The following is a 14,706-nucleotide window of genomic DNA, read 5'->3' as shown; positions in this document are numbered from 1 at the left end:
ACGTTTGCATTTGAAAGGAGGTCATTTCTGATATAGGAATGCCAAAGAGAACCAGCAGACAGCAAGGAAGGTTCTTAGAGTGAATTGAATAGAGGAGGAATATGGTTCATGGTAAAGAAGTGGATTAGCGGTGCTTTAAGTCTTATCATCTGTTTGTCAATGTTATTGACAATTACCCCAGTGCTCATTAGTGCTGAAGCTGGCGGTACAGCAACGGTGTATTATTATACGCCTTATAAGAATTGGGGCACGGTCAATATGCATCACAGCGGCAGCGGCGAATGGACGACGCTGCCGGGAACGGCAATGGAGACTGCTTGTACGAATTGGACGAGCAAAACAATCAGCTTGGGCAGCAATGCTAATTTCCAGATGGTCTTTAACAACGGATCAGGGAGCTGGGACAATAATGGCGGCAACAATTATACCGCAAGCTCCGGCATTCATCAGGTGAAGAATGGTCAGCTGTTGGCGGGCGCAGGCAATCCTTGCGGCGAGCAGCCGGACGGAAACAAAACGACTGTGTACTACAAAGCGAACACAAGCTGGACGAATGTGAACATTCACTATTCACCAAGTGGCGGCACATGGACGACGCCTCCTGGTGTTGCAATGGAGCAGGCTTGTGTAGGCTGGAAGAAGAAGACTGTCGATATCGGCACGGCTACTGGCCTTGTCGCGGCCTTCAACAACGGCTCCTCATGGGACAATAACGGCAACAAAAACTATACGCTCGGTACCGGCGATGTTAAGATCGAGAACGGCGTCATCTCTGCGGGCAGCCCTTGCGGCGACTCGACACCTCCGAGCGTACCAACTGGCTTAACCTTGGGAACGGTTACGAGCACATCAGCAGCCATCACATGGACGGCTTCAACGGATAATGTGGGCGTAACGGGGTATGACATCTATCGCAATGGCACGTTGGTCAAAGCGGATGCAACAGCTACCTCTTATACGGATACAGGGCTGACGGAATCCACGACATACAACTACACTGTACTGGCGAAGGATGCTGCCGGCAACAAATCGGCACAGTCAACGGCGCTGCCGGCAACTACAACTGCAGGCGTGGATACGATTGCTCCGAGCGTACCAGCAGGCGTGACCAAAGGTGCTGTTACGACCACTTCAGTAGCCATTACCTGGACGGCATCTACAGACAATGTGGGTGTAACGGGCTATGACATCTACAAGGGCACTGAATTGGCTGGCAGCGTAGCCGGAACCGTTACGAGTTACAACGCAACTGGCTTAACGCCGAACACGGCCTACAGCTTCACAGTTAAAGCGAAGGATGCGGCTGGCAATGTATCGGATGCGAGCGAAGCACTCAGCGCGACGACGCTTAACATTGTTGAGAGCAGCAATCTGCTTATCAACCCAGGATTCGAAACGTATACAGGAACGACAGGCATTGCGAACAATTGGACGAAATCCGTAACCTCAGGCGTAACCTCCACATTCGAAGTGGTGACAACGTCTGTGTCTGAAGGAAGCAAGGCACAGCAAATTGCTGGCTCCAGCCTGGCTAACGGAAACGTAGCTATGCTGTATCAGTATGTACCATTTGCAGCGAACGCTTCTTATACCGCAAGCGGTCAATTTAAAGTCAACAGCCTGACTAATGCAAGAGTTCAGCTGTATCTCGACTTTTACAATGGCAGCACAATTATTAGCTCCAAGAAGCTGGATCACACGCAAACTACAAGCGGCTTTATTCCGCTTCAGCTGAGCGGTACAACACCAGCAGGAACAACTAGAGTTAAGGTCTACGCGATTCTTCGCGGCTCCGCAGCAGGCGGCGCAGGCAGCTTTATTGTGGATGATATGAAATTCCTTAGCGGAGACGGCCCTGGCGATGACACACAAGCGCCAAGCATTCCTGCGAACCTTGCTTCTAATGGCAAGACCGAGACAACAGTAAGTCTGTCATGGACGGCATCGACAGATAATGTTGGTGTAACAGGCTATGACATTTTCCGCAATGGCACGAAGGTTGGCACATCCGCAACAACGAGCTATACGGATACAGGCTTAACGGCAGCAACGTCGTACAAATACACGGTTAAAGCCTATGACGCAGCGGGCAACCGTTCGGCAGTCAGCAATGAAGCAACGGTAGTTACTTCAGAAGGCACGGATACACAGGCGCCAACTGCTCCGGCAGCTCTTGCTTCGACTGGCAAAACAGCAACAACAGTAAGCCTGTCATGGACAGCGTCGACGGATAATGTTGGTGTAACAGGCTATGACATTTTCCGTAATGGCACGAAGGTCGGCACATCCGCAACGACGAGCTACACGGATACAGGCTTAACGGCAGCAACGTCATACAAATATACGGTTAAAGCCTATGACGCGGCGGGCAACCGCTCGGCAGTCAGCAATGAAGCAACGGTAGTGACCTCGACAGGCCCTGATACACTGGCGCCAAGCGTGCCGGCAGATCTTGCTTCGACTGGTAAAACTGCAACAACGGTAAGCCTGTCATGGACAGCTTCAACAGATAATGTTGGTGTAACAGGCTACGAGGTATATCGCGGTACTGCGCTGGTAGGAACAACGGCAGCGACAACCTATACGGATACAGGTCTGACAGCAGCAACTGCATACAGCTACTCGGTATTGGCGAAGGATGCTGCTGACAACAAATCTGCGAAATCCCCGGCGCTTGAGGTAACGACTTCCACGGGCGGAACCGGCAACATTGCAGAGGTTTATTATTACTCCAAGACACGCAACTGGAGCCAAGTCAATATCCACTACAGACCTACGGGCGGCGCATGGACGCCAGTACCTGGCGTGGCGATGAGTGAAACAGCTTGTACGGATTGGACGAAAAAGACGATCAATCTGGGCACAGCTACAGGTATGAACGCAGTCTTCAATAACGGCTCTTCATGGGATAACAACGGCGGAGCTGACTATAATCTCGGATTTGGCATCATTACGGTGAAGGATGGCGTTATAACAGCTAATGCACCTAGTCCTTGTGCCCCGCTGCCAGTAGACGAGACAGCACCATCGGTTCCGCAAAATCTTCAAGCTGTTGCAACGAATATTAATATCGCAATCAGTTGGACTGCTTCGACTGATAATGCAGGCGGCCGCGGTCTTGCCGGATACGAGGTTACACGTACTGGCGGCACACAAGGCACGAAAGTATTCACAACGGCGAATAATTTCTACAACGATTCCAAATTGGATGCGCAGACGACGTATACGTATACAGTCAAGGCGTACGACAAAGCTGTTCCAGTGAACACGTCGGCGAGCAGCCTGCCTGCATCAGCCAAGACAGGCGATGCGCCTCAGCAGCCGGTCGGCGGTACGCCGCTTGGAACGGATATTCGTGAGGATTCCATCTATTTCGTAATGACAGCGCGTTTCTTTGACGGTGATTCCTCAAACAACCAAGGCGGCAGCGAGCATGTCAAGAGCGGAAATGCAGCAAACAACGATCCAATGTTCCGTGGCGACTTCAAGGGTCTCATCGATAAGCTGGATTACATCAAAGCACTTGGTTTCTCCGCTATCTGGATTACACCAGTAGTATTGAACCGTTCTGATTATGATTTCCATGGCTATCATGGCTATGACTTCTTCAGAATCGATCCGCGTCTGGAATCCCCTGGTGCTACTTATCAGGATCTGATCAACGCGGCGCATAACAAAGACATCAAAATTGTTCAGGATGTTGTGTACAATCACTCCAGCCGTTGGGGTGCCAAAGGTTTATTCACACCGAAAGTATTTGGTATTCGCGATAGCCAGTGGAGCAGCTACTACGATGAGCCGCAAGCTGGTCTTGAGTATGATGGGGTAACTGCAGATGCCAATGGCAAGCCATATAATGGCGACTTGTGGTCTACAGAAGAGCCAGCAGACAATACTTGCCGCAATTGGGGTGTTCAGCAGAGTACAAACCCTCAAGGCAAGAAAGTTTACAACTGTCAGTGGCCGGGAGCGACAACAGGCATGTTCCCGAGCGAATTCTACCATCCTTGCTGGATCGGCAACTGGGAAGGCGAAGATGGCCGCAGCTGTTGGATTCATGAGGATCTTGCAGATTTCAACACAGAGTCAGCAGTTGTACAGGAATATTTGAAAGAGGCGCATCGCAGGTTTATTGATATGGGTGTTGATTCCTTCCGTATCGATACGGCTGTTCACGTACCTCGCGTCATGTGGAATCGCCACTTCCTTCCAGATGCTCAGAATTATGCGATAGAGAAGTTCGGCGAGAAGGGCAAGAACTTCTTCATGTTCGGTGAAGTAGGCGCGTTCGTGCATGACAAGTGGAATCGTGGTTCAGTTAACCACTCGGCTCAATTCTTCACATGGAAAGAGCGCAAAGAGTACAGCTCGAATGATACAACAGCTTCTTTGGAGCAGTACAACTATGAGAACGGCATGGGGATCAGCAACCAGCCGACATCGACGAATGCTTTCTTGAACGGCAATAATTATCACACGCCTGATCACAGTAAATATTCGGGCATGAGCGTTATTGATATGCGTATGCACATGAACTTCGGTGAAGCGAATAATGCATTCCATAACGGCAAGGACTCGGATGACAGCTACAATGATGCGACCTATAACGTCGTCTACGTTGATAGCCATGACTACGGTCCTAACAAAGCGAAGAACCGTTTTGCAGGAGGTACAGATGCATGGGCTGAGAACATGAACCTCATGTGGACCTTCCGCGGCATTCCGACGCTGTACTACGGCTCCGAGATCGAATTCAAGGCTGGCGCTCCAACCGACTGTGGAGCAAGCTGTCCACTGGAGACTACGGGACGCGCTTACTTCGGCAACCATATCGAGGGCTCCGTTGTTGCTAGTGAATTCGGCAAGGCTGATTCCGCGACTGGCGCAGTCGCAGCTACACTGAATCACCCGTTGGTGAAGCATGTACAACGCTTGAATCAGATTCGCCGCAAAGTTCCGGCATTGCAGAAGGGCCAGTACTCGACGGACAAAATCAATGGCAATATGTCATTCAAACGTCGTTACACGGATGCAGCAAAAGGTGTTGACAGCTTCGTGCTCGTAACGATTAGCGGATCGGCTACCTTTAATGACATTCCGAATGGAACCTATAAGGATGCAATTACCGGCGACACGAAGGTCGTTAATAACAATTCTTTGACGGCATCCGTATCTGGCAAAGGCAACATGAGAGTTTATGTGCTGGATCTGCCGGGCAACCCTGCTCCAGGCAAGATCGGTGTAGATGGAACTTTTCTGAAGTAGAATGATGGATAAGTAATCAAGTAATAAGATTTGAACATCTATTGAATCACCCTATTGTCGCGGGACCACTTCTTCGGAAGTGGTCCTTCGTGCGTTTGGCGAGCTATTGATACGCTCTAGGTTAACCATTCTCTCTTTTCCATTTTCGCACCGCGCGCAGCTCCCAGCGCGTGGTGTTTCGCTGCATGATGGCGGTCGGTCGACCTTGCCTGGATACGTTGAAGGATTCTTCTGGAAATTGTCGAATATTGTCTAACGACTATGGCTTAAGTCATGCTTAAAACCAAATAATACGGCAGCTGGGAGTGGAGCGTTCGTGGAGCTTTTGTACCTTTATATCGATCAATATAGGAATACGTTTAAGGAGCAGGAGTTTAATTTCAGCAGCGAGCTGCGGTTCAAATATAATAAATCAATTCATGAATTCAGAGTTGAGCGCAATGAGATGTATATTCCTCATTTTTTTCGGCATTCGCAAGCGCAAAAGTCCAGTGCAGGGACGATCAACAATATTACCGGAATCATTGGCAAGAATGGGGCGGGAAAAACGACCATTCTTGATTTTATCAAGGATAACTTTGTTGAAGGCGCTGGGGGCTTGGTCGAGCATGCGATCGTTGTAACTAGAGATCATAACGGTCAGGGTTATATCCATTGCTACAAGGAGCTGAAGATTGAGAGCGGGAATTGGGATGATGCAAGCTTCAGGCTGCAAGCTCCGATCTATTACACTGAATTGGGAAATATCCATTCTATGCCGATGAGCCATATCATGCCTGATACGTCAGTTATCTTCTTCTCGACGATATTCGATGCCAAGCAGGAGAGGGAATGGAGCGGGATGCGGAACATCTCCACCAACTATTTGGTGAAGGATGCAATGCGTAGGCTGGCTGATACGGAGGTGATGGGACCAGGGCACAGTGAAACGGAATTATATCGCAGAGCTGAAATTAAGCGGCAGCTTCACTTTATTCGCCGGAATCAGAAATACGGCTATGAGCTGCCGTTTCAAATGCCTGAGCGTGCAATCGTCATTGCGAGGCCGATCGATGCTTTTCAGGCTGTTGGGGATAGATATAAGAATAAAGTTATCTATTCTTTCAATAAGCTGCTGAACAAAATCAATACCTGGCTAAGAGATATGAAGGCGAAAGCCAATGGAACGGATAGCGTGAAAATCTATTTTTTCTCTACGGTTGTGTATGCATTTTTTCATGAGTTGATGACTTATTATATGGATTGGATACCAGAGGAAGAGATGTCTATCGATTTGGAAAAGCTCAATGAAAACAACCCTGATCATCATGTTAAAATATTGAATCTCCTGACATTGATCCACTCCAATTTAGTAATACAAGAATACAAGAATGGTGATCTCTTGCTGTGGATGGAGAGGATCAAAGAGCTTGTAGAGCTGCTGAATATATGCATCAGACCGGATAATATCGTGGGCGACACCTTTCATCTCCCCGTGCTTCCGAATGATACTACGTCCACGATTACTATTTTGGATATATTAAATGCCCATCTGAAGGCGACCGTGTTCACTTCTTTTCTCGATTTCGATTGGCGGGACCTGAGCTCAGGGCAGAAAGCATTGCTAAGCACCTATGCCAGATTCTATTCCATAACAGATGAGCAGTCTATGGCCAACAACCTGCATCTGGAGAAGAATATTCTCATCCTGATCGATGAGGGGGAGCTGTATCTGCATCCCGAATGGCAGAAGCGGTATTTAAACAGCCTTATCGAATATTTGCCGCAAATATATACCAATCGAAATATACAAATTATTATGACGTCCAACTCGCCGGTCATTATCTCTGATTTGCCGAAGTCGCATTTGATATTTATCGATAAAACAGATAAAGGCTGCCAAGTAATCGACGGTCTGCTGGAGAATAAGCAAACGTTCGCCGCTAATATTCATACGCTGTTCTCTGACGCCTTCTTTATGGATACCGGACTTATCGGCGAATTTGCCAACCAGAAGATTCTTGCGCTAATCAATCAAATTAATTCGCTGCCATCGGAAGCCTTGTACAAGCAAAGCTCGGACATTGAGATTCTGATCGGCCAGATTGGCGAGCCTGTCTTGCGAAGCAAGCTGAGCAGCATGCTCAAGGATAAGATCGGGCCTTATCAAGAGAGAGAGCAGCATAATCAACAGCTGATAGATATCATTTTGAAGATGCAGCTCGAAATTCAAGAATTGAAAAAAAGGATTCCGCCACAATGATCATCATTAATGCAGACAACAAGGTGAATATAACCCAAGTCGAACAGGAGCATCTGGCATATTTTAAGCAAACGTTAGAGGATGAGCTTGACCACTATATGACCAGCGCCAAGTCGCCCTATAAGAAGGTTTACAGCTATTTGAAGGATCATATCGATGATATCCTGATCGGGCAGCCTAATGCTTTGAAGGGGATCATCGAGCATGTGACGACACAACTGAAGCTTGCTCTGGGCAAGAAAAGCAAGACGCCGACTCTGGATAAGAACCTGCGGGCAATATTCAATTACAAGAGTAAATTTGTAGGAAGCTATCCGCCGAAAAAATGGGGAGCCTACCAATTCGTCACCATGCTGAACGTTAAAGTGTGTCCTTACTGCAATCGTCAGTACATATTCACAATCTGTGAGGAAAGCGGCAAGACGCGGGGCAAGCTCGATCATTTCTACGACAAGGCGACTTACCCTTATCTGGCGTTATCCATGTACAATCTGATTCCTTGCTGCAGCATTTGCAATTCGGATCTTAAAGGCTCCGAGGCATTTACGATCGATACTCATTTGAACCCGTATATTGAGGATTTCGGCGGATTGTTCAAGTTCAGCGTTGCGATGAAGAGCGGAGATGAACTAAGACCAGGGGATACGAGTGGGATTGACTATTTGCTGGGTGTTGGAGATGAGTTTGATATCGTAATCAAGGACAGCTGCCTTGACCTGCAATTGAAGCAGAGGGTAGAGAATAATTTGGAGATTTTCAAGCTCAGAGAGCTCTATAATATGCACAAGGATTATGTTGTGGATCTCATCAAGAAGCGGGTCATCTATTCCGATACACAGATCGATGAGCTCTTCAAAAAATACGGGGGCAAGCTATTCTCAAGCCGCGAGGATGTCATCGCAACGATCATTTCCAACTATGCAACCGATCAGAATCTGGACAAGCGAGTGTTGTCCAAGCTGGCTAAAGATATTAGTGATGAGCTGAATTTGAATCTCGTATGAGTGGGGGAGAAAGATAGCGATTCCTTTTTGATTTGTTCCAAAACTTTCAATTCATGATGTAATAGCTTGACCTTTGATTCTGATATTGGGATGGAGACAAAAAAATCAAGTTCACGCAAATAGCATGCCCAATCTTCTACTTTTTGTAAGGCTTGATATTCTCCATCAAATGTTAGAAACCGTAAGTTTCCATCACCATTCGTCTGTAAGTATAGGATATCTTCACTCAGCTTTAAAATTTTATGGTTGCCATAAGAAGATTTTAAGGGTAGATGCATATACTCTTCTACTAATCTCCAATCTATGAGGGAATTGAATGTTCTTTATACAATTATAAAACTTATAAGTTTTATAATTGGCTATGTTAAACCTTAATGTTGATATTTACGAACAAATGTTCTATATTAGAGGTAATATCACTTGTTCGGAGATGATTTACCTATGGATTTAAAGGAACTGAAGAAAATTGCCGATACTTTGGACGATAACGGTAAGCGGGAGCTTATCTACTTCTTGCAATCCCGAACCAAGGGCATGTCGGCTCCAGTTCGAGCAATTGATGAAATTCAAGAGCAGAAGCACAAGGATGGACTTGTGTGTCCGCATTGCCAAACCCATTCTGTCGTGCGTTTTGGGAAGTATGCTGTAACAACACGTGCTGGCATGGTCAAACGGCAGCGTTACCGTTGTAAATCCTGCCTTCAAACGTTTAATGACCTCACAAACACCCCTCTTCAGCGCACACGTAGACCTCATCTTTGAGTTCGTTTCATTGAATTCATGATTGAAGGTTATTCGCTAAGGAAATGTGCCGAAGAGTTGCTTGGTGAAGTTACACATGTCACCTTGTTTTACTGGCGGCACAAAATACTCGCCGCGCTGAAGCAAATACCAACTGAAGAGTTCCAAGGTATCGTCGAAATGGACGAAACCTATTTCCTGTTCTCTGAAGAAGGCAAGCGGAATCTCGTTGAACGAAAGCCTCGAAAACGCGGCGGCAAATCCAAATACCGTGGAATAAGCAACGACCAGGTTTGCGTCCTCGTAGCCCGTGACCGTCAGAAGATGACCTACTCTGGCGTTCTTGGACGTGGGCGTATTAAGACAACGAAGTTGGATGAAGCGATTGGCGGACATCTATCCGACTCAAACGTGCTCTGCACGGATTCGTGGAGGGCATTCAGCTCTTATGCGAATTCAAAAGGTTTGGCTCATTACCGTTTCAAGTCCGATGGAAAACAGCGTGTCAAAGGCGTATACCACATCCAAAACGTAAACAGCTATCACAGCCGCTTGAAGAAATGGATGGACCGCTTCAATGGTGTTGCAACTAAATATTTGCAACATTATTTGGCATGGTTTCGCTTTATAGACAGCAAGGAATATGAAAACACCTCATCGAACAAGAAAAATATGTTAGTATTATCATGTCTATTTGCTGTAAAGGAGACAAACGTTCATCTCCGTCAAGCATCGTATTCTTGCTAAATTGAAACTCAAATTCTTAGAAAGATGGTGCGAAAGTGCAATATTTTCTTGGTATTGTTCCCCCTGATGAGTACAAAGAACAAATAGCATTATTTCGTAATCGTTGGGATAGCAATCGGCTTAGGGAAGTTGTCGAGCCTCACATCACTGTGAAGGCTCAAGGTGGACTTACCGAAGATATGATATGGCTTGATAAAGTGCGAGAAGCTTGCTCATCCGTGCAAAGTTTCCAATTGTCGCTTACAGAGCCTGCAACGTTCGGAACTGCGGTTGTATTCCTGGGCGTTCAATCGAAAGAGATTTACGAATTGCACAAACTGCTGGTAGAAACGGTATCACCCTCGCCTGAGCTTATCAAACGTTATTTTGAGTTGGATAACTATCATTCTCATTTGACTTTAGGTCAGACTTACTGGGGTATGAAAGAATCGGAAATTAAAGAAATGGAATTCGCATCGAGAAATGCATTAGCACCTTTTCCGACCTTTAATGTAACTTACGTTCGGGTGTATAAAGAAATTGAACCTAACAAATACGTACCATTTGAAGATATCCAACTCGCTATTTGACCGCCTTATTGAAGGCGGTTTTTACTTGGTCAGTAATCAACAATTAGATTTAACATAGCCTTATAATTAATAAATAAATCTAATGGGAGGCTTATAATTTTTGATCAAATTACCTACGCTCATTATATTGAGGTGGGATAAATGACAGTTCTGCGAAAATTAATTGGAGAGAAAGTTCGTTTCATTCGTAAACAGCAGGGCCTGACTCAGGAAGAATTAGCTGAGAAAGCACAGCTCATGTATCAGTATATCGGAGCTGTTGAGAGAGGAACGCGTAATATCTCCATCGATTCACTGGAGAAAATCATAGCTGCCCTCGGGGTGGACTACAATCAATTCATCAATTTTGATGAATTTGGACTTCCTGGAATCCGAGAGGATGAGGTGGATAAACAATATATCCTCACTATTCATAATGAAGCATTGAGAAATAGATCTCTGGAAGAGATTAAGGCTGTACATCGTATAACAGCAGAGATTCTAAATTCATTTCGATAAGTCTCTAACAATGAAAGTGAAGCATCCATCCGGATGGTTCTCAGACTGTCGAGAAAGCCCGATGGACAATGCGCCTGAAATTCCAATTACACCTACTATCATTCTGCATATAACTGCAAAAGTACCTCTCTTGCATCCAATATAGCTGCCCAGAGCCGAAGTAACGGCAATTATACATCAACGATCACCGGAAACCAGCATATACCGTATTTTTTTGATTTTTTACTGTACTTTTGCAGGTAAGTGGCTTGAAATGGCCACCTTTGGCCATGTTAACTGTATTTTTGCAGTAACGCAGATGCAAGCAACGGTTGGAGCAGCTTACCGACGGGGAACCGTCTCGTAGACTTTTTCAACAGCCTGAGAACCATCCAACCGGATGGTTCTCTTTCATGTCTGGACATGCCAATCAGACAAAATCCTTTTATAAGAGACTGGCACGGGGGCTTGGAACAAAAAAAGGAAATGCATGCTGCCTCACGAATTCATTATGGAGATAGAAAAGCGGTTACTATGCGTGTATGTAGAAGAATTGCTCCAGAGAGTATGAAGGTATAGATAGACGATATAAAATAATTCAACCTAACGGAGAATGAGCGATGAATCGAGCTAGAAGGATACTCATCATCGAGGATGAGAAGGATATTTCACGCATTTTGATGGATTATTTGCTGGTCAACGGCTATGAGCCTCATACTGCTGAGTCGGGCGAGGAAGGACTCCGTATGATTGAGCGTTTACAGCCGGATTTTATCATTCTGGACATTATGCTCCCTGACGCTGATGGCATCGACCTGTGTCGTCAAATTCGAGAGCGGCATGAGACGCCTATTCTAATTCTTAGCGCGAGAGGGAGCGATACGGACAAAGTTCTCGGACTTGGCTTTGGCGCGGATGATTATATGACGAAGCCCTTCTCGCTAAGTGAGCTGGTTGCAAGAGTCAATGCCAATTTGCGCAGAACAGACGGCATAGGCAGCATGACGAATAAGAAGAAGGAGGAAGAGGGGATTGTGCGCGCAGGAGCTATCGTGATGGACAAGAGGGCATACAAGGTAGCGGTAGAGGACAAGGAGGTTTCACTCTCAGCAAAGGAATATGAGCTGCTGTTCTTCCTGGCGGAGCATAAGAATCAGGTGTTCTCCAAGAGCCAGCTTCTGGATGCCATATGGGGATTCCAATCCTACGGCGATGAGAATACAATTACCGTCTATATTCGCAGACTGCGGGAGAAGCTGGAAGCCGATCCGTCCAATCCTGTTCACATTCGAACCGTGTGGGGCGTAGGCTACAAGTTCAGCGCGGAATGAGAGGAAGCGGGGGATAGCGATGACTTCAAGCAGCTGGTTTAGACGGGGAATCACAGCTATTCTGATCGGACTGCTAATCATTGCAGGCTGCGGAATCTATCTGTACGGGAATAGCAGCAGTGGGAACGATGAGACACAGCCCCACTATGCAATCAATCAAGCGCGGCTGATCGTGAGCGACATGATGCTCTATCTTGAGCGTTATCATGGCGCTATTCAGCATGACAGCGCGGTGCGGGAGACGCTGCAACGGATGAGCGGCGACAAAGGCATTCAACTGATTGTTGCGGGGCTGGATGGCGGTATTGTATACGATTCGTCGTCCGCAGCGGACAAGGACAAGCGGTCCGTGGAGCGACTGGACCCCAGAACGTCGCTTCACTATGATCTTTATGCGGCAAGAGTAGACAAGGATACGTATAGGGTCGCTTTTCCAGTGGTGGATGAAGCAGCCTCGGCACAGGTTGGGAATGCAGTCTTCACTCTGCCTGCCAGTGCGATCGTCATAGAGCCGCAATCCAAGCTCTCGCTGCTGCCGTATCTCTTAATGGCGCTCTCCATCATTGCCGTGCTCCTGCTTCTGCTCATGATGAGACGCAGAATGAACCGGGATATTATACAGCCCATTTATAAGCTGAAGGACTATTCGGAAGCGATTCTGAGAGGGGATTATGGGCAAAAGACCGAGTATGGCAGAATGGATGAGATCGGCGAGGTCTATGCCATGTTCGACCAGATGAGAATGGAAATTATGACGCTTCACAACCGAAGGAATGAGCAGGACAAGGCGCAAAAAGAGCTGATCACGAACATTTCGCATGATATTAAGACACCGCTGACTACATTAAAAGCCTATATCGAGGCGATAAGGGACGGTGTATGTCCCGATATGCCTGCAGTTATGACCTATATCGCAATTATGGAGAGCAATACGGACAAGATGACGAGACTTGTAGAAGATCTCCTGATCCATGCGCTCAAAGAATTGGGACAGATTTCGGTCCATCCGGCAGAGCAATATAGCAGAAGCGTTATACAGGCGATTATTGAGCCGATTGCCCATTATGTCCGTACGACGGGTGTTGCATTCCAGGAACCGGCGGATATTCCGAACGTGCTGATTGCTGTGGACGCCAATCGGCTGGAGCAGGTCATCTCGAATTTGGTTGCCAATGCATTGAAGCACACCTCAGCCAGCGATACGATCAGCATGAATGCAGAGCTGGAACGGGAAGAGCTGCGGGTCACCATTGCCGATACGGGCGGAGGCATTCTTCCTCAGGATATGCCGTTTATATTTGAACGATATTATCAAGGGAAAGGGAATGCTGATTCTGCTAAACCCGGAAGTGAAGGGACAGGGCTTGGATTGTCTATTTGCAAGCATATTGTTGAAGCTCATGGGGGGACGATTTCCTTTAAGAGCGTGAAAGGGCAGGGGACAGTCTTTTATTTCACGATTCCTTTACTATAAAGCAGCGTCTGTAAGGATTTATTAATAAGTTGATAACGATTCTTTAAGATCGGCCCTTTAGAATGATGTCAGAACTAGATTTCGGGAGGGCTTGATGATGCCGAAGAGAACAATTATTCGCGCAGTGAACCTGTGCAAGACCTATTCAACGGGAAGCGAGCAATACCATGCGATCAGAAATATCGATCTGGACATTTATGAAGGGGATTTCACTGTCATTATGGGGAATTCCGGCTCGGGAAAGTCCACCCTGCTTTATTTGTTGAGCGGGCTGGATCGTGTAACTGCGGGCGAGGTGTATTTTCGCGAGCAGCGTACAGATAATTTCAATGAGAAGAGGCTGGCAGATTTCAGGGCGAAGAGGATTGGCTATATCTATCAGAGCATCAATCTGGCCCCTGACCTGACGATCTACGAGAATATTGCGCTGCCTGGCTATGTTGCCGGTCAATCCAGGCATGAGGTGCAGAGCAGGGCGCTTTCACTTATGAATGAGCTGGACATTGCGGGACAGCAGCATCGCTTGCCATCGCAAACATCAGGCGGTCAGCAGCAGAGAGCGGCTATCGCCAGAGCGCTGATCAATGCGCCGGACGTTATTTTCGCAGATGAACCGACAGGGAGCTTGAATTACGATCATGGGGTCGCCGTTCTTAATATTCTGACAGACATGAACCGCAAGGGGCAGACTGTTGTCATGGTTACACATGATATGAAGGCAGCTTGTCGTGCTGACAGGCTCATCTACATTCGGGATGGCAAAATCGGCGGTGTGCTGGAGTTCGACAAGTTCCAGCAGGATACTCAAGAACGCGAGAGCATCATCTTCTCGTTCGTTGCGGGAAGGGAGTAGACG

The 14,706-nt window shown here is 47.0% G+C and carries 8 protein-coding genes and 1 pseudogene; all 9 read left to right on the top strand.

Annotation, left to right across the window (positions count from 1 at the left end; translation table 11 throughout):
- Nucleotides 1–108: 108 nt before the first annotated feature.
- The gene (locus tag L6H65_RS06835; protein WP_290370323.1) at nucleotides 109–5,265 is read left to right on the top strand and encodes a carbohydrate binding domain-containing protein; all 5,157 of its coding nucleotides are present in this window, start codon (nucleotides 109–111) and stop codon (nucleotides 5,263–5,265) included.
- Nucleotides 5,266–5,581: 316 nt separating this feature from the next.
- On the top strand, nucleotides 5,582–7,507 hold the full coding sequence (locus L6H65_RS06830) for an AAA family ATPase (protein ID WP_236339756.1): 1,926 nt from the start codon (nucleotides 5,582–5,584) through the stop codon (nucleotides 7,505–7,507).
- On the top strand, nucleotides 7,504–8,511 hold the full coding sequence (locus L6H65_RS06825; RefSeq protein WP_236339755.1) for a hypothetical protein: 1,008 nt from the start codon (nucleotides 7,504–7,506) through the stop codon (nucleotides 8,509–8,511). Before L6H65_RS06830 ends, L6H65_RS06825 begins: the two co-directional genes overlap by 4 nt.
- 441 nt (nucleotides 8,512–8,952) lie before the next feature.
- Nucleotides 8,953–9,999 (top strand): annotated as a pseudogene (locus L6H65_RS06820) (IS1595 family transposase).
- Nucleotides 10,000–10,034: 35 nt separating this feature from the next.
- Nucleotides 10,035–10,568: a 2'-5' RNA ligase family protein gene (locus L6H65_RS06815; protein ID WP_236339754.1), complete on the top strand. Its 534-nt coding sequence runs from the start codon at nucleotides 10,035–10,037 to the stop codon at nucleotides 10,566–10,568.
- 141 nt (nucleotides 10,569–10,709) lie between these two features.
- Nucleotides 10,710–11,066, top strand: coding sequence for a helix-turn-helix domain-containing protein (locus L6H65_RS06810; protein WP_236339753.1), 357 nt, complete (start codon nucleotides 10,710–10,712; stop codon nucleotides 11,064–11,066).
- A gap of 599 nt (nucleotides 11,067–11,665) precedes the next feature.
- A complete protein-coding gene (locus tag L6H65_RS06805; RefSeq protein WP_236339752.1) occupies nucleotides 11,666–12,376 on the top strand; it encodes a response regulator transcription factor in 711 nt (236 codons plus the stop codon).
- Between the two features lie 19 nt (nucleotides 12,377–12,395).
- Nucleotides 12,396–13,850 (top strand): sensor histidine kinase, encoded by a 1,455-nt coding sequence (locus L6H65_RS06800; protein WP_236339751.1) that lies wholly within the window; start codon nucleotides 12,396–12,398, stop codon nucleotides 13,848–13,850.
- 97 nt (nucleotides 13,851–13,947) lie between these two features.
- Nucleotides 13,948–14,703 (top strand): ABC transporter ATP-binding protein, encoded by a 756-nt coding sequence (locus L6H65_RS06795; RefSeq protein WP_236339904.1) that lies wholly within the window; start codon nucleotides 13,948–13,950, stop codon nucleotides 14,701–14,703.
- Nucleotides 14,704–14,706: the final 3 nt, after the last annotated feature.

Source organism: Paenibacillus plantiphilus, from assembly GCF_927798095.1.
Classification (GTDB): Bacteria; Bacillota; Bacilli; order Paenibacillales; family Paenibacillaceae; genus Paenibacillus_Z; species Paenibacillus_Z plantiphilus.
The sequence above is the reverse complement of the archived record's forward strand: the minus strand, read 5'-3'. Positions and strand labels throughout refer to the sequence as shown.